This is a genomic window from Pedobacter sp. UBA4863, from assembly GCF_002399615.1.
In the GTDB taxonomy this organism is placed as follows: domain Bacteria; phylum Bacteroidota; class Bacteroidia; order Sphingobacteriales; family Sphingobacteriaceae; genus Pedobacter.
The window spans coordinates 34,603-60,095 of record NZ_DHDZ01000046.1 but is presented as its reverse complement, the minus strand read 5'-3'; the positions used below and the strand labels follow the sequence as shown (position 1 = coordinate 60,095).

The following is a 25,493-nucleotide window of genomic DNA, read 5'->3' as shown; positions in this document are numbered from 1 at the left end:
AACCTGTAAAATATTAATATCATTTTAAACAGCTTCTAACTCTTTACTTTAGACTTTTAACTTCTTTATTACCCCTTTATCGCATTGATAATATCGTACTGCGTAATAATATCAAACTTACCATCTTCTAACTCTACCAATACAGCGCTGTTATCTTTATTAATTAATGATGATAAACGATCTATCGAAGTATTTAGATCTACAAAAGGAAAAGTAGCACTCATAATGGTTTCTACTTTAGCCGATTTTACACTCGGATTTTCTAACAACGCATTTAAAATATCGCTTTCGGCCAATTTACCTACTAACATACCTTGTTGGGTAACCGGAATTTGCGAAATATTCAGTGTACTCATGGTGTTAAATGCCTCCGAAACGGTCTTCTCGCAATCAATGGTTACTATTTCTGCATTTTCTTTCTTAGCAATAATGGTACGAGCCGTTAATTTTTCGTCTTTTAAGAAACCACGCTCACGCAACCAATCTTCGTTATACATTTTGCCCATATAGCGGCTACCATGGTCGTGAAAAATCACCACTACCACGTCTTCTGGCTTTAACTGATCCTTTAATTGCAACAAACCTGCAACTGCCGAGCCAGCCGAGTTACCTACAAAAATTCCTTCTTGGCGACAGATTTCTCTAGTCATCAAAGCGGCATCTTTATCGGTTACTTTTTCAAACAAATCAATGATATCGAAATTTACGTTGGCCGGTAAAAAATCCTCTCCAATACCTTCGGTGATGTAGGGGTAAATTTCATTTTTATCGAAAATGCCAGTTTCTTTATATTTCTTAAATACCGAACCATAGGTATCGATACCCCATATTTTAATGTTCGGATTTTTCTCTTTCAGATATTTTCCTGTACCCGAAATAGTGCCACCAGTACCAACGCCAACTACCAAGTGTGTAATCTTACCTTCGGTTTGTTCCCAAATTTCTGGTCCAGTTTGTTCGTAGTGCGCCTGTGAATTCGCTAAATTATCATACTGATTGGGTTTCCAAGAATTTGGTACTTCCCGCTCTAAACGCGACGACACTGAATAATAAGAACGTGGATCTTCTGGATCTACATTGGTAGGGCAAACAATTACTTCTGCACCAAAAGCACGCAAAGCATCTACCTTTTCTTTAGATTGTTTATCGGTTGTAGTAAAAATACATTTGTATCCTTTTATAATAGCGGCCATGGCCAGGCCCATCCCTGTATTACCAGAAGTACCTTCTATAATAGTTCCTCCAGCTTTTAGTTTGCCACTTTTCTCGGCATCTTCTATCATTTTTAAAGCCATACGGTCTTTAATAGAGTTACCAGGATTGGTAGTTTCTATTTTTGCCAAAACCGTAGCCGGAATACCTTTTACAATGTTGTTTAATTTTACCAAAGGCGTATTGCCAATGGTTTCTAATATATTGTTATACCACATGGTACAAAAATAGCGAACAGCAACAAGTATTTTGCCATTAAAATTTATTTAAAATTAAATTTCAACATAATAAATAAAACAAAATTTAGTTTTATAATCTATAAAAATGATATACTAAATATGCTATAAATTTGGCATAATGTATTTATTGGCAACAGTACCTGTCCCATTACGGGATGCACAGCTAGGCTATTAAAAATTTAATCAATGATATTTCTAATAAAAATTTGTTAGCAAAACAATACTAAGTCGGTGAATTTAGCTACTAAGCTAACTTGAATAATTTGCCTGGCAAGGCTATAATAACGCCTTTCATTTCTAAAGTGAGCAAAATAATGGCGAGCTTACTTTGAGGCAAACCAGCATGAATTGCCAATTCATCAACGCTCATTGCAGCAGCCATCAAAACTTCTGCTACTTTCCGTTCGTCTTTTGTTAGGTCTAAAGGCAATTGTGCTTGTACAGGTAGCTTTGGTTTCGATAGTTCATCATCCCAGCCTAAGTAATAAATTAAATCCATTGGGCTATTAATTAACCCCGCTCTATTGGTTTTAATCAGGAAATTACAACCTTCCGAAAATTCGTCGTTTACCCTACCCGGAAAAGCATATACATCTCTACTGTACGAATTGGCAATTTCTGCGGTAATTAACGCTCCGCCTTTAAGAGAGGCTTCCACGATGATCGTTACATCGGCCATGCCTGCTATAATTCTATTGCGTTTAGGGAAATTCTCACGATCTGGATTTGTTCCAGGCAAAAATTCGGTGAGCAAACCGCCATTTTTAAGCATCTTAGCAGCAAGCTCCCGATGCGCCGCTGGATATATTCTGTCTAACCCATGCCCTAAAACACCAATGGTAGCTACTTCCGCTTGCACACATTCTTTATGAGCAGCTGCATCGATGCCGTGCGCCAATCCACTTGTAATAAGCACATTGTAAGGTTTTAGCACTTCTATCAATTGTTTACACAACATTTTACCATAAGCAGTGGCGTTTCGAGTGCCAACAATACTAACCACCCGCTGTTGGTTAAGATTAGCTACACCCTTATAATAAAGCAATAAGGGAGCATCGTAGCAGTTTTTTAGGCGTTTAGGATAATCATCTTCGGTATAAAAGAGCAATTTTATGTCGTGTTTTTCGATAAATTCAATTTCCTGTTTGGCCAAGGCTAGTGCATCGGTATTCATAATGGCCTCGGCAGTTTTCTTTCCTATTCCTTCAACTTGTAGCAGTTGCGTATAATTTGCTTCAAATACTGCTTCGGCACTACCAAAATGCAGTAATAAGTTCTTGGCCAACATAGTACCTACGCCCTTTACAAGTGTCAATGCAATTTGATATTCTTTACTCATACAAAAAATAAAGTACTGAAATACAGAACATAAAACTATAAAAATAATTTTAGCTTCGGCAAAGCAATACGATTTATAAATAAAGAACTCGCAAAAAACAAATTGCAGATTTTGAAATTAGCATGAGAAGGCTTAACTCATTAATGAGGAATGATACACCACCCTCAACAAGTAAGAAAATTATGAATTAGTGAGGAATCAAAAAATCCCAATGCAGTAACTGCATTGGGATTTTTTGATGGTATTTTCTTTATTTAAAAAACGAAACCAATACGTACACCAGTAATCACACTTGGGTTAATCTTAAATGAATTACCTGCCGATTTGAACTCGGTAGTAGTGGTATTTCCGGCAACGGTAGAACTTGTTTTGGTTTTACCTTCTTTAGCGTAAAGTAAGCCTAAGCCACCTTCAACACCTAAGAAAAGACGTTTAGCGAAATAATAATCGGCACCAACAACGCCTCTTAAACCAAATGAAACTGAACCTGGACCTGTAGTAGAACCAGAAACATTAGCTACATAAGACGGGTTGCCTAAATTATTGTTCGAGTTTTCGTAAGACCTTTTTCTAGAACCAAAACCTACCAAAACATCGGCACCAACATAAGGCGACAAACGCTCTGTACCTGTAAAGTGTTTTTCTAATCCTAAATTAATTAACAGATCAGTATTTTTTCTAACCACTTCGCCTGTTTCGTTAGCATTAGCTCCGTAAGCATTTGCAGTTTCATTATCGCTAGACAAACCAAAGCCAACGCGTAAGGCCATTTTGTCGTGTGTAAAATAACGGAATCTCAACAGATTACCATCCTCATTTAAACGGAAGTCAGAGTTCAACACACCTCCACTTAAACCAAATTCGGTAGTAACGTCGCCTTTAACAGGCTTGTAAACATCTTGTGCGTTTGCAGTAAACACACCCATAGCTAGACCGGCAAGTAATAAAATTTTTCTCATGATTGTTATTGTATTTATTTTCGGCTGCCTTTGCAGAAACCGTACCAATTTTTTATTTCGGACACTAAAACCAGTTTAAAAAATTGACATAAAACATCACTACCTACAATTATTTTCTTTTTAAAAAAGTGCCAATACATTGAAAAATTAAAGAAAATACACCAATTTAGGAGCTTCCTTTTCCTTTAGCCGTTCATTTTCATTGCCTACAAAATCAGATTTTAAAATATCCTGATAATCAGCTTACACCAAACACAAAACAATGGTAAAACAAGCGTATTCAAATTAAAAATATTTTTAATTTAATGTTGATTTTAACGAGTTGAAAAAGCAAACGATTTTTATAAAATAGCTACAAAAAACAAATCGACAAAAAGCGGCCAATTACTCTAAAAAAGAGTGAAAAATAATTTAAACATCGCTAAAAACCACTTCCAATATTAGAAAATATAGGCTCAAAATGAACTGAATTGCCTACAAAATAACCACCAATTATTTAATTTTGCTGTTATTCGATGAAAACAGAAATAGCCTAAAATAGTTTATTGCGGTACGTAAACCACATATTTGGTTTCAAAAAATTCTTCCTCAAAATAAGCTGAAAGGGGATACAATTCTGCTTTAAGTTTACTTTCCTTAATCTCTTCGGCCAAATCGCCTCCTTTTAGGTAAAGAATGCCGTTACGGATGGCATTGATATTTTCTTTCGCAAATTTACCTCTTACCCAAGGGTAAAAATCGCCTAAGCGAGTTACTGCCCTAGAAACTACAAAATTGTATTTATCGGTAATTTGCTCTGCCCTACTGTGCGATGCTTTTACGTTTTTTAAACCCAATGCGCTAGCAACTTCGGTTACCACTTTTATTTTCTTACCTATAGAATCTACCAAATGAAAATTACTTTCTGGGAACAAAATAGCTAAGGGAATACCCGGAAAACCGCCACCACAGCCCACATCAAGTATGGTTTCGCCAGGTTTAAAACTGCAAAATTTAGCAATACCTAACGAGTGTAAGATATGACGTTCGTAAAGTTCCTCAATATCTTTTCTAGAAATCACATTAATTTGCGAATTCCAGAAGCTATACAAATCAAAAAGTTTTTCGAACTGTTCAATTTGCGTAGCACTCAAATCTTTAAAGTATTTGAAAATAATATCGGGTTTTACCATGGGGTAAAGTTAAAAGTAAAAAACGTAAAGTTAAAAGTAGTTTTCCAGTTAGCAGTTCTCGAACACTAGTCCTTAAATCTAAAATTGTAATTCGTAAATCCAATTATTTCCATTGCACCTTTTTTACAAAGATGGACAGCACGGCATTAAATACCAGAAAAACTATTAAAATGATATACAGAACTGGAAACCACCAGCTCAGCTCGCTATAATTTAGTCTTTTCAATAATTTAGGATAAACAAAACATCCCACTATTAGATTTAACATAAACACCGCCAATGCAATGTACTGTGTTGGCTTAAAACAGGCTAAAGCAATAACCAAGGCGTAAAATAAAAACTGTACTGCAATTTGTGTCGATAATATAAACTTATGTTTCGGCCTATAAAGTTTACCAGCACCAATATGTCTTTTCTTTTGTTGTAAATAACTTAAGAAAGTAGTCTTTGGCTCGCTCCATACCTGCGTATCTTTATGAATTTGGATAGTTGTATTTTTTGGTGTAGCGTTAGCATTTACAAACAAATCGTCGTCTCCAGAGGGGATATGCATGTGGGCAGCAAAGCCTTTATTCTTAAAAAAAAGCGACTTTTTATAAGCCATATTCCGGCCCACGCCCATATAAGGCATTCCTTTTAGCGCAAAAGAAAGGTAGTTAACAGCAGTAAAAAAAGTTTCGAAACGTATGAGCACATTTAATAGTCCTTTCATTTTAAAATAGGGCGAATAACCCAATAAAATAGCAACTTCTTCATCTGCTGGTTGCTGCATTCCTTTTAACCAATTATTAGAGGCCGGCTCGCAATCGGCATCAGTAAAAACCAGCCATTCGTTAGTTGCTGCTTTAATGCCCATGGTTGCCGCAAATTTTTTACCTGCAATAAAATTAGCGCTATCTGGAACCTGCACTACTTTTAGGTTTGCATGTTGTTTTTCTAAATCTCTAAGCAAATCAGAGGTACCATCCCAAGATCTGTCGTTAACTACCACTACTTCAAAAGCTGGATAATCTTGCGTTAAAACACTGGGCAAAAATTGCGCTAAGTTTTCGGCTTCGTTGCGGGCGCAAATAATTACACTAAGAGGCGCTAAGGTTTTTTCTTGAATGTCTGAAACACGGTAAAGCGCAAGTTTAAGGTGTACGCCCAGTATAAAATACAACTGTATCAGCAAACAAATACCGAGGGCAATAAGTAAAGATATTTCGAGTATGTTAAATTCCACGATGGTGTAGTAAAGAGAACAAAGGTCTGTTTTTTAACCGAATTTGTTGCGCTTGTTGAAAATTAGTTTTTAAGATTTCGCTAGCCCCAATTTTTCAACTCTCCAACAATTAATTGTACTTTTGTCGGATTTTTGAAGAGTAAAAGCATCTATGAAATTTGATTTACAGGCGAAAGACCCTAGTTCGAAAGCCCGGGCAGGCGTAATTACTACCGCTCATGGCAACATACAAACACCTATTTTTATGCCTGTGGGTACTGCCGGAACAGTAAAAGCAGTGCATCAAAAAGAGCTGAAGGACGATATTAAGGCACAAATTATCCTGGGCAACACCTATCATCTTTACCTACGCCCTGGCTTGGAAATTTTAGAGCCAGCTGGCGGTTTACACCAGTTTATTGGCTGGGATAGACCTATTTTAACCGATAGTGGCGGCTATCAGGTTTACTCGCTAAGTAAAGTAAGAAAAATTAAGGAAGAAGGTGTTACGTTCCGTTCGCATATAGATGGCTCTAAACACTTGTTTACCCCAGAATATGCCATGGATATTCAGCGCACCATTGGGGCCGACATTATCATGGCCTTTGACGAATGCACACCTTACCCTTGCGATTACAAATATGCTGCAAACTCGATAAATATGACCCACCGTTGGTTAAAACGCTGTTGTAATAGGTTTGACACTACCGAACCTAAATACGGCTACGACCAAACGCTTTTCCCTATTGTACAAGGCTCTGTATATAAAGATTTAAGGATAAAATCTGCAGAGTTTATTGCTTCAATGGAACGAGAAGGAAATGCTATTGGAGGCCTATCGGTAGGCGAACCAGCAGAAGAAATGTACGCCATGACCGAAGTTGTTTGCGATATTTTACCTTACGAAAAGCCTCGTTACTTAATGGGAGTAGGTACGCCAGTCAATATTTTAGAGAATATTGCGTTAGGGGTAGATATGTTCGATTGCGTAATGCCTACCCGAAATGCCAGAAACGGAATGCTGTTCACCAAAAACGGGATGATCAACATCACCAATAAAAAATGGGCAAACGATTTTTCTCCAATTGATGCAGACAGCGATTTATTAGCCGACCAAGTATATTCTAAGGCTTATTTACGTCATTTAATGCACAGCAAAGAGATTTTAGGAGCGCAAATTGCTACTTTACATAACTTACATTTTTATTTGTGGCTAGTTAACGAAGCTCGAGAAAAAATCATTGCTGGCGAGTTTTATGAGTGGAAAAACAAAATGGTTACTATCTTAGGGACAAAACTGTAAATGGATTTCATCAAGCGACGTTCAAAAATTATCGACGCCTACATTATTGGCAAGTATTTAGGGACTTTTGTATATACCCTGGCCGTTTTTGTAGTGGTTATTATAATTTTTGATCTTTCGGAAAAACTTGATGATTTTCTGGGAAACGACATGACTGCCTGGGAAATAGTAAGTCAATACTATGCCGGCTCCATTCCGTTCTACGTAAACATGCTCTCGCCCTTAATGAATTTTATTGCCGTAATTTTCTTTACAGCAAAAATGGCCGACCAAACCGAAATTGTACCAATTTTAAGTGGCGGCGTAAGCTTTAACCGCTTTTTAAGACCTTATTTCATTTCCGCTTTTATCATTTTCGCTATTAATTTGGCTGCTAATCTTTACATGCTACCTTATACGAATAAGATTAAAAACGCCTTCGAAAATCAAGTCATAAAGAAAAACGATCCTTACACAAAGTCGAACATACATATGAAAATCGATGAAAACACCTATATCTACATCGATAATTTCGACAACCGTAGCAATATTGGCTATAAATTCTCATTAGATCGTTTTAAGGGCGATGTTTTAGAGAAAAAGCTTGTGGCAGAACAAATTAGCTACGATTCGCTTAAACGCGTTTGGAAACTCACCAATTACAGCATCAGAAACATTAAAGACCTTAAAGAGAATATGGTTTATGCCAACACCAAAACAAAAGACACTGTTTTGGACATGAAACCAGACGATTTTTCGGTTTATGATAACGTGGTAGAAAGCATGACAGACAAAGAACTTGCCGACAAGATTGATAAAGAGAAAATTAGAGGCTCTGGCGTAATGAACGACCTATTGTTTGAACAATACAAGCGCTATATACAACCTTTATCAGCCTTTGTACTTACCCTAATTGGCGTGGCACTATCATCTCGTAAGGTGCGTGGCGGCGTAGGCTTGCCCTTAGGAATTGGCATTGTGTTAAGTTTTTTATTTATTGTACTTAACCAGTTTGCCAAAATGTTCTCTACTAAAGGAGGCCTACCGCCCTTATTGGCTAATTTATTACCAGTGTTACTTTTCGGCCTACTTGGCCTTTATTTGCTCCGCAAAGCACCTAAATAATAGTCTTTATACATTTAATTTGCTTTCTTGTTGCTTGTTTTTTACCGAGCCCTAAAATAGCCTATATCCAATACAGACTATTTTAAGCCACGTAATTCAACGCAAGGGCCAAATCAACCAAAAACTTAACCCATCACCTAAAAACCACCTAAAAGAGCTGTATTACTTCCGTTTTCTCTCTAAACATGCATTAAAATAGCCGTTTTCTTATAAAAAAGCGTGAAATAAGCCTCTTAAGTTCAGAGCGGCAAACCATTTCTAAGTCGCTTTCAAAAATCGAAACAGTAAAAAACACCATAAAAAAAGGCAACATAGCCTATCTTAAAACCGCCACAATAAACAAAAAAACCTACGCTTTAACGCCGCTAAAAAAGCTTAAAAACCGACTAATCCATCACAAAAAAAGGAGCTCTTTTCAAACCATTATATCATCCAAAAAAAAGACCACAATAGCAAAAAATTAACCTCTAAGAACCTACCTACTAAAGATAAAAAACAACAAGAAAAAGACGTACACTAAAAAGGAATTACCTAGATTTTACTCCCTGCAAGAGATACTCTTTTTGATACCTCACTCTTATCTATCTAAAACTTAAATTAGAATATTTGTTACTTTCGGAAAATTGCAAAAACACTTTTACCCTTAGCTCCTCACTTAAACTAAAACCTACTTGTTCTTTTTTAACATCCTACTAAAATCACTATCCATAACGATGACAAAAACCAATTACAAAATATCTGCTAAAAGCAAAATTAAAAAACAAAAAAATACACTATCTAAAAAATAAAAACATCTATAAAAGGAAATAAAAAAAACCTAAAAACATGAAAAATACAAGCCAAATAATAAACACTTAGCAGTAAAAATTTTAATTTTAGAAGTACAAAATCCAATCCATTACAACCCTTCAAACTTTAAATTCCTCATACATTTATAAAAAACACGCCATTTTTAAGCGAAGAAAATCAACGTTAATAGTGTACATATTTTCTCATTTAATTATCCTATATTAGAGAACTATTTTTATGGATATAATGAATAAAAACAAGCACAAAACACTATAAAAACAACCATACAAACTCAAAAAAATAAATAAAATAAATAATTAAAAATCAATTAATTACAAATTTTAAATAAATAATAAAATCACAAACTACAATCCAAAAACAATAAGCTAAAACTAAATTATTTAGCAAACAGCACTATCACCCAAATAAAAACACATAAAAACATTGAAAATCAGACTATTATTATCTTTAATATTAAGCAATTGTTTTTCAAGTGCTTTTCCTCAATTTTTCGACGAAAGCCAATCGCCGCTTAGTGTAAAATGGCGACAAATTGAGCATGGTGGTTTTAAAATCATCTATCCTACCCCACTCGAAAAAGAAGCACAAAGAATGGCCAATACCCTTGCTTACATCTACCCTACTGTAGGTAAAAGTTTAGGCGAGCAAAAAACCACCATCCCCATAGTATTACAGAACCAAGGAACCACCTCTAATGGCTTCGTTCAACTTGCCCCAAAAAAATCACAATTCTACACTATGCCTCCGCAGCAGTTCGACAACCAAGACTGGCTAAACAACCTGGCAGTTCACGAATTAAGACACGTTGCGCAGTTCAATAAAATCACCGGAAAGAAAGGCTTCCCTTTTCCAGAGGAAGTGTATTTTGGTTATATAGGCATAAGTACACCGCTTTGGTTTTTAGAAGGCGATGCAGTAAGCACCGAAACTGCCTTAACCTACTCGGGCCGGGGCAGACAACCCAGCTGGATCATGCCTTTCAGAACTTCGGTTTTAGAAGGCAAAAACATCTCTTATTCTAAAGCTTATTTTGGTTCCGAAAAAGATATCGCCCCAGGCTATTATCAGCTCGGTTATCTACTTAACTCAAACCTCCAAAAAGAATATGGATTAGAGATCGGCAACAAGCTTCTTTCAGACCTCAATAAACGCCCAGTTAGACTGTACCCATTTTCGCAAAGCTTGAAAAAATTTACAGGAACCAACACCAATAAATATTACCATAAAACTTTGGCAAAGCTTAAAGCCAATTGGGAGAAACAAAGCACCTTAAATAAGGCTATCAACTATGTTAGTTTAAACAAACCTAGCTCTTATGCAACAAACTACTATTTGCCTACAGAATTACCTGATAAAAGCCTATTGGTTATTAAACAAAGTAAAAGCCAAACACCGGGCTTTGCTACCATCTCCCCTACCCTAAAAGAAAAAAGTATTTTAAAAATTGGATACCAAGAACAACCATGGTACAGCTATGGAAACGGAAAAATAGTTTGGGACGAAAAACGCGAAGACCCGAGGTACAAACAGCGCAGCTACAATGTAATTTGCATGTACGATTTCCAAACGGGTAAAAAGAAACAACTCACCCACAAAAGCAGGTTATTTGCACCTAGTATTTCTGCCGATGGCAAAAAAATGATTGCAGTACGTATAGACTACAGCAACCAAAACACCTTGGTAATGCTAGATATCGCAACTGGCAAAATTACAGACAGCTTAGCTAACCAGAAAAACGACCAGCTACAAACACCTGCGCTAAACTACAATGGCAGTAAAATAGCTTGGATAACCGTAAGCGAGGCAGGCAAATCGCTTTGGTTAAAAGACGAACAAAAAACCGAAGCTTTACTGAGCAACAGCAGACAGCAGTTAAGCAGACCAATCTTTTTTAACGATAAGATAGCATTTAATGCGCACTACAACGGCATCGACAACATTTACGAGATAGAACCCTTATCAAAAAAAATAAGCGCTTTAACAGCCGCTAAATACGGTGCCTTTAATGCAAGCTTTACCAATACCGGTCAATTGGTTTTTAACAACTACCAATTAAATGGCTACGAAATTGCTAAAACACCTGTTGCACCTAGTGCAATTCTCGAAAACAACTTTGTTTATTACGGTCAAGAAACCAAAGCCGAAGACTATGTTTTTGCCGATGTGCCTGACAGTACTTTTACAAGCAGGCCCTACAGTCCGTTAAAACATTCCTTTAATTTTCATAGCATCAGCCCAACTTCAGACGATGCCATAGAACGTGTTGGGCTACAATTAAAATCTGACGATTTACTGAACACCACCAGCTTTTATGGTGGCGTTACTTACCTAAGTTCGCTACAGCGTGTAGAATACAATGTTGGCTTAAGATACAAGGCCCTTTATCCGATAGTTAACCTGAGCTACCGAAACCGACCACGCTTAACTAATTATCGGTACAAAAATGCAATTCACCAGGCGCAATGGCGAGAAGACTACACTGCCCTTACCATTTCGTTGCCCCTAAGTCTTAACTCTTTCAATCATAATTTTGGCTTTTCGGCAGAGACGGGAACCTATTATGTAAACCGACATTTTAATACCGTAGATGCCAGCAGATTGGTGAGCACTATCGAATTTCCAATGACTTACCGAGTTAGATTTAACCACCAGGTAAGAAGCGCAGAGCGAGACATCGCACCTAAATGGGCTCAAATTATTGATATAAAATACCAAAATCTACCTTTCGAGCAGCACCTTACCGGAAAGCTGTTTGCTTTCGAAAGCTATTTTTATTTTCCGGGGCTAGCCAAAAACCACACTCTTTTGACCAGTTTTAGCTATCAACAAAATGCAGGTACTTTTAGAAGCGTGAACGATATCCCGTTGGTTTATGGCTACAATCAGATTAAAGCCAAAAGTTTACTTAAAAACACATTATTGCTAAACTACCGCTTTCCATTCCTATTTCCCGACCTAGAAATTGGTTCTTTAGCTTACGTAAGAAACGTGAGGGCAAATTTATTTAGCCATTACGAAAACCTGGGCAAGGAGACCAATTTATCACAACCTAAAACATTTGGCCTAGAAGTTCGTAGCGACATGAACCTTTTGCGCTACCAACCTGTGGCCGATATTGGTGCTCGCTTAATTTTCACCAATAAAATTTACAATCAAAACCCTATATTCGAACTGTTGTTTAATTATTACTTTTGAACTTAAATCAAAAACCATGTCAGGCAAAAGCATAGCTATTATTATTCTAACCGCACTGTTAACACTATTTTTAACTGTAAACAACGATGCCGTAGAATTCAATTTCATTATTGGACAACCCGTAGAAGTCTCTAAACTAATTGTAATAGGGGTATGTATCTTAATTGGTTTCATTTTAGGTTTTATTGCCGGCAGACCACGCAAAACCTACAGCAGCTACAACGAAGAAATTGAGAGAGACTACCCTCAGCAACAAGAAAAACAAAGCAACCTTAGCGACGAAGACCGAGATTATATTAGTTAAAAAGTTTACCTCTAGCACTGCGTTTGCGAAATTACTGCTTTTTAGTACCCCAACTACCTTTATTACCCAAACATGCTTTTTTCGCATTTACAAACACCTGCTGTGCATTTGGGAGATTTAGCCAGCGCTACACGAATGACGATGAAAATTTCGGAAAACTGAACTCTTGGCATTAAACCTCACTATTTAACAATGCTATTTCAATTCAATTTTGTTTGAAAACAATAAAAATCTGTGCATCTCCAAATCTAGACAAGTGTTGTGGTTAAATGCACCACAGATATAAGCATAATCTTGCTACCTTTGCCTATTAATTATAGCAAATGATAGCAATAGGCAAATACAACAAACTGCGAATAGCAGCAAAAAACAGTCAGGGTTTAAGCTTAACAGATGGTGAAAACGAAGTGCTTTTACCTTTCTTAGAAGTACCAAAAAACCTAGCGCTAGGTGATGATGTAGATGCCTTTGTTTACCTCAACAAAGATGGCAATACGGTAGCCACGCTAAAAGAAGTTTTGGCAACTGCCGATGAATTTGCATTATTGACCGTGGTTGCCGTTACCGAAGATGGCGCTTATGTGAACATTGGCATAGACAAAGATGTTTTTATCCCACGGAGAGAACAAAAAAGGCCCATGGAACTTGGCGAAAGCTATGTAGTTTTTGTTTACCTAGACGACCGATCTAACAAGCTATTGGCATCTTCTAAAGTTGATGACTTTGTAGCGCACCAGGGCTACGATTTTGAAGAAGGCGATGCGGTTGACCTTTTAATTGTAGATAAATCTGATTTAGGTTATAACGCCATCATTAACGACGAATTTATTGGCTTGCTTTACCACAACGAAGTATTCTCTACCATAGAACCCGGGCAAAGAACTACTGGCTGGATTAAGAAAATTAGAGTAGAGGGCAAAATAGATTTAACCTTGCAACCTTCGGGCTTTGGGCATATCTTAGAAACTAAAGACTACATTTTAGAAGAATTACGAGTAGTTGGCGAAATTAATTTAGGCGATAAAAGTAGTCCAGAAGAAATTTACAACAGGTTCCAAGTAAGTAAAAGTGCCTTTAAAAAAGCAATTGGCGGCTTGTACAAAGAACGCCTAATCACACTATCAGACCATCACATCAAGCTAATAACTTAGCGCTATGCCACTGTTAAAACCGATTTAATACATAGCACTTTCAAAACAACTAACCTAAGCAAGGCGCTATGCATACGCTTAGCGCCACACAATAAAGCAATTATTTTAGCAATTCTAACACCTGTGCAGTGGCATTTTTAGTGTCCACTTTTTTAATAATATGAGCTATGTTGCCTTGTTCGTCTATCACAAAAGTAGTTCGGTTGGTGCCCATATATTTTTTTCCATACATATTTTTTTCGCCCCAAACACCGTAAGCCTGTACAATTTGCTGATCTGTATCGGCCAATAAAGTAAAAGGCAAGTTGTATTTACTTATAAATTTTTGGTGCGATTTTTCGTCATCTACACTTACGCCCAAAACTTCTATTCCTTTGGCTAGCAAACCTTGATAGTTGTCCCTAAAATCGCAAGCCTCTGTTGTACAACCAGGCGTATTGTCTTTTGGATAGAAATATAGAATTACCTTTTTGCCCTTAAACTGGTCTAAAGTAACGGTACGGCCATTTTGGTCTTTTGCCGAAAACGCTGGTGCTTTACTGCCTTCCTGTAATGTACTCATATCTTTTTAATGATTGAATGATGAAATTTTGAATGAGTGAAGATACGTCATATCATCGGACTTTTATCTTCGAACCTATCGGTAAAATTCAATTGCATACCTTTTAACATTATCTTTCATATCAACAACAAGTAACTCAAACGTATGTTTCCCCGTCGCTGTTCTTTCATCAAAAACATGCCATAAGTTGGCCGTTTTGGTATCAAATTCCATTAATATCCATTTGCCATTTATATAACCGTTGAAACTTTTAATGCCCGATAGGGCGTCACTAATTTTAAAGCTCATTTTGCTAATACCTGCCATATTTTTTCCATTGGCAATATTTAATGGGATAATGTTTGGGGGCACCGTGTCGATGGTAACGAAAAAACTACCAAAATTACGTGGTTTGGCTTTTACCCAACCATTTTCAAAATATCCGCCTTGCGAAGAACGGTTAGTATTTACAATTAGTGCTTTATTGGACTGTTTAACAATGCTACTATCGGCCTTAATCCATAATTCAAAGCCAGTATGCAATGGCGTTAAACTATTGTGAATATGATGGATTTCTGAATATGCATTTTGTAGTGGTTTAGCAGTTTTCTGGTACAAGAAATTCAAATCGTTGTACAAAGTTCCCTTAGGTAAAATCACTTTCACTTCTTCTGTACTAAATTCGTTTATTTTATGGTAAGCAAAATTAATTCCTGCGGGTAATTCTGGCGTATTTATAATTGCTTTAGGATTAGCAAAAACGTTAAAAGCCAACAAACTTTTATTTCCTCTAGCATCGCTAATGGTATATTTAACCGTGTGCGTTTTTCCATCGTTAAACGTAACACGTCCATTATTAACGAGGTTAAAATAAATTTGCAACGGATTTCCGGGATCTACAAAGCTTTTTTGAATGTATTGTTTGGTGCGCATATAGGTAGGATAATCTATATGGGTGTTAATGGCCTTGCTATGATCGAAACTAAACCTTTCTAGTGCCGAAGTATAAACCGTATTGCCATCCACTGCCAGTTCAATAGCATACACGCCATTATTGCCCGAAGCGCCATTATGCCTGTCGTTCACTACAATACCAAAGCCTACTTCGCCACTTAGATTAATAGTACTTACTTGGTTAAGTTTGTAACTGCCCATGCTCCCTATCACTTGAAAATACTGCTTAGGTGTAAATTCGTTAAAAGGCTTGCCATTTAAGCGATAAACATACATGGCATGAATTACAGGAGGAATATCGTCGGCAATGCTCATACCCAACAATTGCGGGTTAATAGTAGCTTCGGTTTTGCTATCGCGAATTTCAAAGTGCAAGTGCGGGCCTCCAGAACTACCAGTATTGCCACTGTAAGCTATCACCTCTCCTTTTCTCACCGGTATAAGATCGCCAGCAGGAAATTCATCAATCTCGTAAGAGGTTTTCTTGTACTGGATGTCTTTTACGATCTGCGAAATTTTAGGGTTAAATCTTGCCAAATGCCCATAAACCGTGGTATAACCGTTAGGGTGGCTAATATACAACGCCAGTCCGAAACCGCTGTTTTGCACCCGTAACCGAGAAATAAAACCATCTGCAGGTGCATATACAGGATAGCCAATACGTTGGTTAGTTCTAAAATCTATGCCCGAATGGAAATGGTTTGCTCTCAATTCACCAAAAGAACCGGCCAGCGCTGGGGGTTCAATAGCTAAAGGCAACCCAAAACCAGTTAATGGATAAATGTTGTTGCTATAAATTTGTTGTGCTATTAAATGGTTTGAAACAAAAACTGATAACAGCAGTAAAACGTAGGTAAGGTAGTTGCGCATCAAATTTATTTTATTTCGAAATTAAGGAGTTGCTTATCTTCTAACCAAGCCGCTAGCCTATCGCCAGCATTTACTTTGCCCACTCCTTCTGGGGTGCCCGTAAAAATTAAATCGCCCTTTTTTAAGGTAATGTACTGTGATACAAAAGCAATAATTTTTTCAAAAGAAAACAAGAGATTGGCGGTATGACCTTGCTGCTTGCTTTCACTGTTTTTCTTCAACTCAAACCTAAGGTTGTACATATCTTGATAATCGCTTTTCGGCAAGAAATTGCTAATCACCGCCGAGTTATCAAAAGCTTTTGCCAACTCCCAGGGCAAACCCTTTTCTTTATGAGCTGTTTGTATATCCCTAGCTGTAAAATCTACACCCAAACCAATTTCTTCGTAATAATTGGCCGCAAATTTCTCGGCAATATGTTTGCCTTCTTTGCATATTTTAAGCACAACTTCTAGTTCATAATGTATATCATTAGAAAAATCGGGAAGGTAAAAGGGTTTGTTATCTTTTAAAACGGCAGTATCGGGTTTTAAAAATATGATGGGTTTAGTAGGTATGGCATTATTTAGCTCGGCGGCATGTGCGGCATAGTTTCTGCCAATTGCAATAATCTTCATAACACAAAGTAAGAGTTAAAAGTTGAAAGTAAAAAGTAGGAAGAACCACTAAGTATCCAAAAAACTAAAAAACATTGACTACAGTACCGATATTCTTTTGATGATTGGCTCGCCGCCTGCTACAATACGAAGAAAGTAGATGCCCGCATTTAGTTTTGCTGGAACATTAAAGGTCTTGGTGTGTTCTCCCGGCGATGCCTTTTCGTTCAAAAGCGTTACAATTTCATTGCCCAATAAATCGGTAATCTTAATCGATAAATTTGTACTCTTATCTAAACGCAAGCTAATATTCAACTGCTCAACTACTGGATTAGGATATATTTTAAGTACGGTTAAAAATTTTTCGTTTTTTTCTTTATTGTTACTGCCTGCCTTAGCTGTATGATTAGAATTGAGATAACGATAAACGTTCATTTTATAGGGCTGCACCGTACCTTTAATTACAGGTAATTTACTCACCGCTTGCGCCTTAGGCTTGTAGGAGATAACATTAGAGTCTATTTTTTGGGCAAAAACAGACGCACCAATTAACACTAAAACTAATGTTAGGTAGGTTACGTGATTGCCAAGCGCTATTTTAACTCTATCGATGTTCATTTAATTCTACAAAAATATAAATAATTAAACTAAACAATCAAATAAAAGGCAATCTTATAATATTATTTAACAATTTTTAACGGGATAAAAAACTAATGCAAGCACAAGAAACAAGTTAAAAAATGGAATAAATAGTGTACCACTGTAATTTTTCGGCAAAACCTTATCCTGTAGTACATTTTGTACGGCCTTTCCTGCACCGCCATGCCCTATTCTATCCGCACGTGAAGCAAACTTTAACAACTAGTTTTCCTCCTATTTTTTAGGAGTTTCATTCGGGTTTCATTCGGATTACCTTCGACAATAAGTAGCTTGATTTCGAATGAAACCCGAATGACATCCGAATAATATCCGTATGAAACCCGAATGAAATGTAATATTGTAAATGAAAAAGCACCGTTGAAATACTAAAATTTCACGTTTAAAAGGCACCTAAACCGCGTCGCGACTTATAACTGGTGAAAAATGATACAAATAATCGAAGACCACCTGTTGAAGAATGTTTCGACAGGCTAAACATAACACCTGTGTTTTAGGAATAAGAAATTTAAACAGTTTATTAAACAACTTCTAAATATTTTCCATGAAATGGCTTTTATAACGAAATAAGTATTTATTTTGATTATTTATGTAGTTTTGTCTCAAAATTTTATTACGTGTCGAGTCATAAAAATGTGAATGCCCTTACCGCTGGTGGGTTGTTAGTAACACTGGGAATAGTATTTGGTGATATAGGAACATCGCCTCTCTATACTTTAAAAGCCATTTTTAAAATAGCGTTGGCCGAAACAACGGTCAATGGAGTTTTGGTTGCGCCAACATTGGATGAAAAACTGGTTCTGGGAGCACTTTCGTGTATCATTTGGACGTTAACCTTACAAACTACCATTAAATATGTAACTATAACCTTAAGAGCCGATAATAAAGGTGAAGGAGGAATTTTTTCGCTTTACTCTTTGGTTCGAAAAAAGGCAAAATGGTTAGTTATTCCGGCAATTATTGGCGGTGCGGCACTACTTGCCGACGGGATGATTACACCAAGTATTACCGTAACCTCGGCAATAGAAGGTTTAAAGCTCAAATTCCCTACACTAGAAGTGTTCCCAATTGTACTTACCATTATAGCCATATTGTTTATTATACAGCAATTCGGCACTAATTTAGTGGGTAAGTTGTTTGGGCCAATTATGTTTTTATGGTTCTTGGTGTTAGGCATTGTTGGCTTTGTTCAAATTATCGATAGCCCATTTATTCTTAAAGCAATCAATCCTTATTATGCGATTGATCTATTACTGAGCAATACGCAGGCAATTCTTATTTTGGGAGGTGTTTTTCTATGTACCACAGGAGCTGAAGCATTGTATTCTGATTTAGGACACTGCGGTAAGAAAAACATCCGTATTACTTGGGTCTTCGTGAAATCTATGCTAATATTAAATTACTTAGGCCAAGGAGCTTGGATATTAAACCATGCCAATTACGACCCTAAAACAACTAATCCATTTTTCGAATTAGTGCCGGGCAGCATGGTTTTATACTTGGTAGGCTTAGCCACCATGGCGGCGGTAATCGCTTCGCAAGCAATGATTTCTGGTTCTTTTACCCTCATTTCGGAAGCAGTAAGGTTAAACTTATGGCCAAAAGTTAGAATTAATTACCCAAGTATTCAAAAGGGGCAGCTCTACGTACCATCTATTAACTGGATTCTCTTTGCAGGTTGTGTGCTTATTGTACTCATATTTAGAGAATCAGACAAGATGGAAGGTGCCTATGGCTTGGCCATTAACCTCACATTTTTAATGACCACCATTTTGGTTGTTATTTTTATGTTGCGCAAAAAATTCCCAAAATACCTGGTTATTCTTTTTGCAAGTGTTTACGGCATTATTGAACTGGCCTTTTTAATGGGCAACATGCATAAATTTATGTATGGTGGTTGGTTTGCCTTATTGATCAGTACAATACTGTTAAGCGTTATGTGGACTTGGTACAGTGCCCGTAAAATTAAAAACAGGTTTGTTAAATACGTAGAAATTGAAGATTATTACGACATCATCAAAGAATTAAGCAACGATGTATCGGTGCCTAAATTCTCCTCGCAGTTAGTTTATTTAACAAGTGCTAATTTTAAAACAGAAATCGAATCAAAAATTGTTTACTCTATTATACAAAAAGAGCCTAAACGTGCCGATGTGTATTGGCTAGTTCACGTTGATGTAATGGACGAGCCTTACACCATGGACTACAAAGTAGAATTTTTGATTCCTGGCAAGTTAATAAGGATTGATTTTAAGCTTGGTTTTAGGATTGAACAGCGTGTAAACTTGCTCTATAGAAAAGTAGTAGAAGAATTGGTGAAGAATGGCGAAGTAGATATTACCAGCCAATACACCTCACTAAATAAACATAAAATTACAGGCGATTTTAGATTTGTTCTTTTAGAAAAAACATTGAGCAAGTTTACTAACTTGAGTTTTTACGAAGAGAGCATTATGGATTACTACATGGTACTTAAAAAGCTCAGCTTGTCTGAAGTTGCCAGTTTTGGCCTAGATTCGAGCTATGTAGATGTAGAAAAAGTACCTTTAATTTTTGTTAGTCCAGACGATATAGAACTGAATCGATTGCCTGTTTAGTAGCGCATTGCTTTTTTTCTTGCCAGCTTTATTTGCAGCAAATAAATTAAGGCATCAAAAACTTTCCTATAACAAAAAAACAAGCCTGATTTCGCATGTACGACATCAGGCTTGTTAGTATTAAAGCAGGCTTACTGATTTACTTCGCTTGTTCAGATTTTTCTTTTAAATATTTTAATCCATCTTCAAAGTCTTTACCAATCATCGAGTCCATGCTTACAAAAAGGCACATCCATTTACTGATGATGTTGTTTTCACCACTCATACTCCAGGTTGCTTTGGTAGAGTCGCCATTTTTCGTCAAATTAAATTGCGTATTGGCTAAACTTTCGAAAGGTTTAATAAATTTCAGCTCAATTTTTACCTCTTCTACCGGTTTTAATTCGGTAATTTTCATTTGCCCGGTTCCGGTTTCATTTCCAACCCACTCATACAAATGGCCTGGTTGTTCTGGGGTGCCGCTAATGGTAGTTTTAACATTTGGTTCCATTTTGTACCAAGGGTTCCATTGTTGAAAATTGTTAAAATCGGCAATGTTTTTATAAACGATAGTATCTTTTGCAGCAATATTAATAGATCTGCTTACCGAATAAGTTTTTGGAAGAAATAAACTTCCAATTAAAATAATGGCAATTAAAATAACCACCACCATTAAAAATACTTTTAAGAATTTCATGTCTTTAAATTATTTGATTTAAATAAAGTTAAAGAATTTTAAAAAGAAAATTAATTGCTTGGTGCTCCTTTTAAAGCTAAGTCTTTTACATTAGCTCTCATTTTGCTCATGAAATCAATACCGGGATCATTTTTTATAGTAATGTAATTTGGATTGGTTTCTTTCCACAAAGCAGTGCCTTTAAACTTGCTATATTCGTAATGGCCAATTAAATATTCAATGTTATATTTCTTGTAAAGATACCTTACTAGCATTTCATTTGCCTTTAATTGTGCCGCTGTTAACGGGAAATTGGCACTACCAACATTTTCTATCCCAATGGCACAATAGTTTAGGCCAATTACATGTCGAGCAAAGTAGTTTTCGGGCATTAAGCGGTAAATGGCTCCATCCCGATCTATTAAAAATTGTGACGAAGTATTTAAACTACTTACTTTGGCAATATCTTTTCTATCGCCATTAGGTAATTTTGGTGGGTTAAATGCATTAAAAGTAGAGGAAAAAGTGGTAGCCGCGGTCCAATGCAGTACAATTATTTTAGGTTGTATAGTTGGCGTTGTTTGAGTAATGCCGTGTCTTTCCTTTAAATATTCGATAGATAAGCGAACACGTGTAGAATCGAAAGTAATGGGTTTATCTACAATTTTTATTTCCTGAGCCGATGCTAGCATTACAGTACAATAAAGAAGTATAGATAAAATTATTTTTTTCATAACGTTGTTATTGACTTATATAAAACCTCAATACCTTTTTTTGATAATCAATTTTGCAGTTATAAGCTACCAAAATATCTCCGCCAATAATACCGGCAATAGCTGGCTGTCCCATTTGCAGGTAGGTGTCCGAAACACTTTGCAAATCAATAGCTACGGTTTCGTAGTTAGGTAGTTTTAGTTTCCCAATTTGCAATAATGGAATAATACCTACTAAAGTGGTTGCACTACTAAAAATAGTAGCGGCTTGTTGCTCTTCGTTTTCTTGCAGGTCTTCAACGTGCTTTTCTAGCAATGCTTTGTGGAATACCGAACGAGATGCGCCGGTATCTACTACCGCAAAAAGCTTTTCGCCAAAAACAACAATTTCCACCAAAATGTGGAAACCGTTGTCTTGTAAATTCACTAAAATTAAAGGAACAGAAATTGTCTTCATTATTAGGTTAATCTTTTAATTGTGTAGTAGATTAATTGTATAGCAATTAACCAGTAGCAGTTAACCTATATTAAACCAACTTCATTTCTGCCAATACGTTGTTCATGTTACGTACTGCATCGGCACTTTTGTTGAAAGCCGCTTGTTCCTTTTCGTTTAATTTATAATCTAATATCTTCTCCCAGCCATTTTTACCTATAATAACAGGTACACCCAAGCAAATATCTTTTTGTCCATATTCGCCTTCCAAGGCAACGCAGCAAGTAAATAATTTTTTCTCGTCGCGTACAATAGCTTCTACCAAGGCAGCGCCAGCAGCACCTGGTGCATACCAAGCCGATGTACCTATTAAACCGGTTAAGGTTGCCCCACCTACCATGGTATCGGCAGCTACTTTTTCTAAGGTAGCTTCATCTAATAAATTACTAACAGGCAAGCTTTGGTAAGTTGCATATCTTGTTAAAGGAATCATCGTAGTATCGCCATGACCGCCAATTACAAAACCTTGTAAATCGTTAGGGTTGCAATTTAGCGCTTGGCTCAAGTAGTATTTAAAACGAGAGCTGTCTAAAGTACCACCCATACCAATAATTCTATTTTTTGGCAATCCTAAAGATTTAAGCGCCAAATAGGTCATGGTATCCATTGGATTGCTAATAACAATAATAATAGCATCTGGTGAGTATTTAAGGATATTTTCTGCCACTCCTTTTACAATGCCGGCATTAATGCCAATCAGTTCTTCGCGGGTCATTCCCGGTTTACGAGGCAAGCCCGATGTAATTACAGCAACTGCCGAGCCTGCAGTTTGACTATAGTCGTTGGTAACGCCTTTAATTTTGGTATCGAAGCCTAACAATGTTGCTGTTTGCATCATGTCGATAGCCTTACCTTCGGCAAAACCTTCTTTAATATCTAATAATACCAGTTCTTCTGCTAATTCTTTGCGTGCAATGTTGTCTGCACAGGTGGCACCAACTGCTCCAGCGCCTACTACTGTAATCTTCATATATCAGGTCTTTAAAATTTCAAAATAATATGCAACTAAGTTAAAACTTTGATTGATTAAACAAAACGTTTTAACCTATAATTTACTTTAACCTGAGGTAAGGCAAATAAATAATGAAAGATAACGGATGCTTTGGGGTTGCCCACTTCTCTTTGGTAAAACAGCTGTTTAACCCCTATTGTTAAAATATAAATTTTTAGAACCAATTATATGCATTGTTTGTTTAGCTTTAAAATAAGTATTCATATTAAATTTTGGGTAATGAATATTAAAGAACTATTGTTAAATGGCAAGGCATTTTTGGCCCTTTTAAACGACTTCGCAATCGAAGCAAAAAATGTAATTATTCAAGACGAAGAAATGCTTTTTTCTGGAGCGAAAAATCCAAAAAACCCTATTTTAAAAGAGTCTGTTTGTATTGAGGGCAAAAATGATGACGGAATTTTTAATTTTTTCGGCACACTACATTTTAACTTGCTAGACAAATTAGCTGTTTTTGAGATGCAGGGGTTTGAAAAAATTGAAACTAAAATTTAATTACCTTTCTTATGGCGTTGCATAACAGCGTTGGGGAGATGCTTTGCCTAACCACACTCTAAAAAGGAGTAAAACACCAATTGTAAAATAATGCCTCAATGGTTTTGTAAATAAAGTATAAAATTATGAAACGATTAATACTAACCACGTTTTTAATTTGCTGTACATTTTTTGTATTTGGGCAAGTAGTTCCTTCATTTAACATGGGGATCAAAGGTGGCTTAAATTTGTCGAAATTTAGTATCGACAACACTTTTGCCAGCGACAGTAAATCTGGTTTTTACGGTGGAATTTGGACACGTTTTGGCGTGGCAGGCATACATTTACAACCAGAACTATACTTCTCTGAAAAAAATACAGAGCTTAAAAACAACTTAGGACAGCAAAACAAAATAAAGTTTAGCAGTTTGGATCTGCCTATTTTGCTGGGAACTAAAATTGGGGCGGCTGGTGTTGGTGTAAGACTTAATACCGGCCCTGTTGTATCATTTATACTAGATAAAGAGCAAAGTTTTGACGAGGCAGCAGCAAAAATATTTAGTCTTGATTTAAAAGATCAGGCTTTAGGCTGGCAATTTGGTACTGGCTTAGACCTAGGCAAGTTAAGCGTTGATTTAAGGTACGAAATGGGGCTATCTAAACTAAATTCGGACGGTGATCCAGAGACTAAGCTAAATTTATTCACCCTAGGCTTAGGAATTAAATTATTCTAGGACAGTGCAGACCGTTTAAAAATGGAATAAGTAGGCTACGGATTACAACTTGGCAAAGTCGAAAATGCTTCTTTTAACTACCTGCGTTTTTGAAAACAAAGTGATTGCTCTAGTTAATTTCTTTTAACTCGTAGGCGTGTGCCCCTTTAATTAAACGTAAATCTTCCTGCTTTTTCTCGCTAATTACCTTGATAAAACAAGCTCCAAAATAAAAAATAAGCGACGAATAGAACACAAAAAGCATTACCAAAACAATAGATCCCGAAGCACCGTATATGTTTTCTATATTGCTTAAAGGCAACATAATGCGTAAAATATACTTGCCTAAATTAAACAGAATTGCGGTAAGCAAGCCGCCTTGCAAAGCTACTGCCCAACTTGGACGGGCGTTGGTTAAAAACCTAAATAAAATGGTAAACCAAATCATTACAATTAATGTAAACAAAGTTTGGTTTAAGGCCCAAAGCAACCATTTACCAAAGTTAGGCGCATTGTTATTAAGGTAGGCACTTACAAATGCCTGCAGGCTATCTGTAACTAGCCCAACAAAGAATAAAATACCAGCCAATAGAATAATTGCCATAGACCTAGCTCTTACTTTTAAAGTAAATAAAAAGCCCATCTTGGCGTCTTGACCAATATTCCAGATTTGTTCTACAGAATTTTTAATGACATTAAAAAGCGTGGTGGCTACGAAAATAAAAAACACAAAAGTTAATATGGTTGCCCACCAGTTGTGGTCTATACCGCGAATATTTCTAAGTGTTTGTCTAATTTGTTCGGTACTGCTTGGGATTAATATTTCTGAAATGCGTTCGAACAAACGGGTTGCTAAAATCTTTTTATCTACAAAAAACCCGAAAAGCCTAATAAGTATGAGCAAAATGGGAGGAATGGCAAAATTGGCAAAGAAAGCTGTGGCCCCCGCTAAGCGTAAAGGATCGTTTTTTTGATATAGCACAAATGCTTTTTGCAGATGATAACAAAAATGAAAGAGTTTAGTATTTTTGATGGCTGCAATATTTCCCATTAGCGAATTTCAAAAATAACAAAATAAGCTTAACCTCTGTTTGTTATTATCGCTTTTTAGAAGCTTTTTAAATTTCAATAAGAATAAATACTAGGCAGATGGGGACACCCGCCTACAGCCCATAGCTATATTTTGGTGTCACCACCAAGCCCAACCTGTAAAATATTAATAT

At 36.5% G+C, this 25,493-nt stretch carries 22 protein-coding genes; 8 read left to right on the top strand and 14 right to left on the bottom strand.

Annotated elements, in window-relative coordinates; genetic code table 11:
* Positions 1–68: 68 nt before the first annotated feature.
* The 5 genes from B3I52_RS12235 to B3I52_RS12215 form a co-directional block, all read right to left on the bottom strand.
* A complete protein-coding gene (locus B3I52_RS12235) occupies positions 69–1,430 on the bottom strand; it encodes a pyridoxal-phosphate dependent enzyme (RefSeq protein ID WP_293301646.1) in 1,362 nt (453 codons plus the stop codon).
* Between the two features lie 265 nt (positions 1,431–1,695).
* Positions 1,696–2,790 (bottom strand): DNA-processing protein DprA, encoded by a 1,095-nt coding sequence (dprA, locus tag B3I52_RS12230; protein WP_293301645.1) that lies wholly within the window; start codon positions 2,788–2,790, stop codon positions 1,696–1,698.
* 254 nt (positions 2,791–3,044) lie between these two features.
* The gene (locus tag B3I52_RS12225) at positions 3,045–3,749 is read right to left on the bottom strand and encodes a hypothetical protein (RefSeq protein WP_293301643.1); all 705 of its coding nucleotides are present in this window, start codon (positions 3,747–3,749) and stop codon (positions 3,045–3,047) included.
* Between the two features lie 542 nt (positions 3,750–4,291).
* Positions 4,292–4,921, bottom strand: coding sequence for a 16S rRNA (guanine(527)-N(7))-methyltransferase RsmG (gene rsmG, locus B3I52_RS12220; RefSeq protein ID WP_293301641.1), 630 nt, complete (start codon positions 4,919–4,921; stop codon positions 4,292–4,294).
* Positions 4,922–5,024: 103 nt separating this feature from the next.
* Positions 5,025–6,146 carry a glycosyltransferase gene (locus B3I52_RS12215; RefSeq protein WP_293301639.1) on the bottom strand — a complete coding sequence of 374 codons (1,122 nt, stop codon included), beginning with the start codon at positions 6,144–6,146 and terminating at the stop codon, positions 5,025–5,027.
* Positions 6,147–6,297: 151 nt separating this feature from the next.
* Between B3I52_RS12215 and tgt the strand changes: the two genes are divergently transcribed.
* The 5 genes from tgt (at position 6,298) to B3I52_RS12190 (ending at position 13,992) form a co-directional block, all read left to right on the top strand.
* Complete coding sequence (gene tgt / locus B3I52_RS12210) at positions 6,298–7,428, top strand: tRNA guanosine(34) transglycosylase Tgt (RefSeq protein ID WP_293301638.1); 1,131 nt, start codon at positions 6,298–6,300, stop codon at positions 7,426–7,428.
* Positions 7,429–8,532, top strand: coding sequence for an LptF/LptG family permease (locus B3I52_RS12205; protein WP_293301636.1), 1,104 nt, complete (start codon positions 7,429–7,431; stop codon positions 8,530–8,532).
* Positions 8,533–9,765: 1,233 nt separating this feature from the next.
* Positions 9,766–12,537 carry a hypothetical protein gene (locus tag B3I52_RS12200; RefSeq protein WP_293301634.1) on the top strand — a complete coding sequence of 924 codons (2,772 nt, stop codon included), beginning with the start codon at positions 9,766–9,768 and terminating at the stop codon, positions 12,535–12,537.
* A gap of 16 nt (positions 12,538–12,553) precedes the next feature.
* Positions 12,554–12,841: a LapA family protein gene (locus tag B3I52_RS12195; protein ID WP_293301632.1), complete on the top strand. Its 288-nt coding sequence runs from the start codon at positions 12,554–12,556 to the stop codon at positions 12,839–12,841.
* Positions 12,842–13,164: 323 nt separating this feature from the next.
* Complete coding sequence (locus B3I52_RS12190; protein ID WP_293301630.1) at positions 13,165–13,992, top strand: CvfB family protein; 828 nt, start codon at positions 13,165–13,167, stop codon at positions 13,990–13,992.
* A gap of 100 nt (positions 13,993–14,092) precedes the next feature.
* Here B3I52_RS12190 and bcp read toward each other — a convergent pair whose 3' ends face one another.
* The 4 genes from bcp to B3I52_RS12170 form a co-directional block, all read right to left on the bottom strand.
* Positions 14,093–14,554 carry a thioredoxin-dependent thiol peroxidase gene (gene bcp, locus B3I52_RS12185; protein ID WP_293301628.1) on the bottom strand — a complete coding sequence of 154 codons (462 nt, stop codon included), beginning with the start codon at positions 14,552–14,554 and terminating at the stop codon, positions 14,093–14,095.
* Between the two features lie 75 nt (positions 14,555–14,629).
* A complete protein-coding gene (locus B3I52_RS12180; protein ID WP_293301627.1) occupies positions 14,630–16,357 on the bottom strand; it encodes a M23 family metallopeptidase in 1,728 nt (575 codons plus the stop codon).
* A gap of 5 nt (positions 16,358–16,362) precedes the next feature.
* Complete coding sequence (locus tag B3I52_RS12175) at positions 16,363–16,974, bottom strand: fumarylacetoacetate hydrolase family protein (protein ID WP_293301626.1); 612 nt, start codon at positions 16,972–16,974, stop codon at positions 16,363–16,365.
* Between the two features lie 78 nt (positions 16,975–17,052).
* Positions 17,053–17,571, bottom strand: coding sequence for a T9SS type A sorting domain-containing protein (locus B3I52_RS12170; RefSeq protein WP_293301625.1), 519 nt, complete (start codon positions 17,569–17,571; stop codon positions 17,053–17,055).
* 656 nt (positions 17,572–18,227) lie between these two features.
* On the opposite strand from B3I52_RS12170, the gene B3I52_RS12165 reads away from it, so the two are divergent.
* The gene (locus B3I52_RS12165) at positions 18,228–20,207 is read left to right on the top strand and encodes a KUP/HAK/KT family potassium transporter (RefSeq protein WP_293301623.1); all 1,980 of its coding nucleotides are present in this window, start codon (positions 18,228–18,230) and stop codon (positions 20,205–20,207) included.
* A gap of 139 nt (positions 20,208–20,346) precedes the next feature.
* Here B3I52_RS12165 and B3I52_RS12160 read toward each other — a convergent pair whose 3' ends face one another.
* The 4 genes from B3I52_RS12160 to mdh form a co-directional block, all read right to left on the bottom strand.
* A complete protein-coding gene (locus B3I52_RS12160; protein ID WP_293301621.1) occupies positions 20,347–20,883 on the bottom strand; it encodes an SRPBCC family protein in 537 nt (178 codons plus the stop codon).
* Positions 20,884–20,933: 50 nt separating this feature from the next.
* A complete protein-coding gene (locus B3I52_RS12155; RefSeq protein WP_293301619.1) occupies positions 20,934–21,596 on the bottom strand; it encodes a peptidoglycan recognition protein family protein in 663 nt (220 codons plus the stop codon).
* A 7-nt stretch (positions 21,597–21,603) separates the two neighbouring features.
* On the bottom strand, positions 21,604–22,032 hold the full coding sequence (locus tag B3I52_RS12150) for an aspartyl protease family protein (RefSeq protein ID WP_293301617.1): 429 nt from the start codon (positions 22,030–22,032) through the stop codon (positions 21,604–21,606).
* Between the two features lie 70 nt (positions 22,033–22,102).
* Positions 22,103–23,041 (bottom strand): malate dehydrogenase, encoded by a 939-nt coding sequence (gene mdh / locus B3I52_RS12145; RefSeq protein WP_293301615.1) that lies wholly within the window; start codon positions 23,039–23,041, stop codon positions 22,103–22,105.
* 261 nt (positions 23,042–23,302) lie between these two features.
* Here mdh and B3I52_RS12140 point away from each other — a divergent pair, with 261 nt between their 5' ends.
* Together B3I52_RS12140 and B3I52_RS12135 are read left to right on the top strand one after the other, a co-directional pair.
* Complete coding sequence (locus B3I52_RS12140) at positions 23,303–23,578, top strand: hypothetical protein (RefSeq protein WP_293301613.1); 276 nt, start codon at positions 23,303–23,305, stop codon at positions 23,576–23,578.
* A gap of 125 nt (positions 23,579–23,703) precedes the next feature.
* On the top strand, positions 23,704–24,291 hold the full coding sequence (locus B3I52_RS12135) for a porin family protein (RefSeq protein WP_293301611.1): 588 nt from the start codon (positions 23,704–23,706) through the stop codon (positions 24,289–24,291).
* A 109-nt stretch (positions 24,292–24,400) separates the two neighbouring features.
* Here the strand turns inward: B3I52_RS12135 and B3I52_RS12130 are convergent, their stop codons facing one another.
* On the bottom strand, positions 24,401–25,321 hold the full coding sequence (locus B3I52_RS12130) for a YihY/virulence factor BrkB family protein (protein WP_293301609.1): 921 nt from the start codon (positions 25,319–25,321) through the stop codon (positions 24,401–24,403).
* Between the last annotated feature and the right edge of the window lie 172 nt (positions 25,322–25,493).

Coding starts and splice junctions, on each gene's coding strand:
- B3I52_RS12235 (WP_293301646.1), bottom strand. CDS start 1,430: ATGTGGTATAACAATATATTAGAAACCATTGGCAATACGCCTTTGGTA.
- dprA (WP_293301645.1), bottom strand. CDS start 2,790: ATGAGTAAAGAATATCAAATTGCATTGACACTTGTAAAGGGCGTAGGT.
- B3I52_RS12225 (WP_293301643.1), bottom strand. CDS start 3,749: ATGAGAAAAATTTTATTACTTGCCGGTCTAGCTATGGGTGTGTTTACT.
- rsmG (WP_293301641.1), bottom strand. CDS start 4,921: ATGGTAAAACCCGATATTATTTTCAAATACTTTAAAGATTTGAGTGCT.
- tgt (WP_293301638.1), top strand. CDS start 6,298: ATGAAATTTGATTTACAGGCGAAAGACCCTAGTTCGAAAGCCCGGGCA.
- B3I52_RS12205 (WP_293301636.1), top strand. CDS start 7,429: ATGGATTTCATCAAGCGACGTTCAAAAATTATCGACGCCTACATTATT.
- B3I52_RS12195 (WP_293301632.1), top strand. CDS start 12,554: ATGTCAGGCAAAAGCATAGCTATTATTATTCTAACCGCACTGTTAACA.
- B3I52_RS12190 (WP_293301630.1), top strand. CDS start 13,165: ATGATAGCAATAGGCAAATACAACAAACTGCGAATAGCAGCAAAAAAC.
- bcp (WP_293301628.1), bottom strand. CDS start 14,554: ATGAGTACATTACAGGAAGGCAGTAAAGCACCAGCGTTTTCGGCAAAA.
- B3I52_RS12180 (WP_293301627.1), bottom strand. CDS start 16,357: ATGCGCAACTACCTTACCTACGTTTTACTGCTGTTATCAGTTTTTGTT.
- B3I52_RS12175 (WP_293301626.1), bottom strand. CDS start 16,974: ATGAAGATTATTGCAATTGGCAGAAACTATGCCGCACATGCCGCCGAG.
- B3I52_RS12170 (WP_293301625.1), bottom strand. CDS start 17,571: ATGAACATCGATAGAGTTAAAATAGCGCTTGGCAATCACGTAACCTAC.
- B3I52_RS12160 (WP_293301621.1), bottom strand. CDS start 20,883: ATGAAATTCTTAAAAGTATTTTTAATGGTGGTGGTTATTTTAATTGCC.
- B3I52_RS12155 (WP_293301619.1), bottom strand. CDS start 21,596: ATGAAAAAAATAATTTTATCTATACTTCTTTATTGTACTGTAATGCTA.
- B3I52_RS12150 (WP_293301617.1), bottom strand. CDS start 22,032: ATGAAGACAATTTCTGTTCCTTTAATTTTAGTGAATTTACAAGACAAC.
- mdh (WP_293301615.1), bottom strand. CDS start 23,041: ATGAAGATTACAGTAGTAGGCGCTGGAGCAGTTGGTGCCACCTGTGCA.
- B3I52_RS12140 (WP_293301613.1), top strand. CDS start 23,303: ATGAATATTAAAGAACTATTGTTAAATGGCAAGGCATTTTTGGCCCTT.
- B3I52_RS12135 (WP_293301611.1), top strand. CDS start 23,704: ATGAAACGATTAATACTAACCACGTTTTTAATTTGCTGTACATTTTTT.
- B3I52_RS12130 (WP_293301609.1), bottom strand. CDS start 25,321: ATGGGAAATATTGCAGCCATCAAAAATACTAAACTCTTTCATTTTTGT.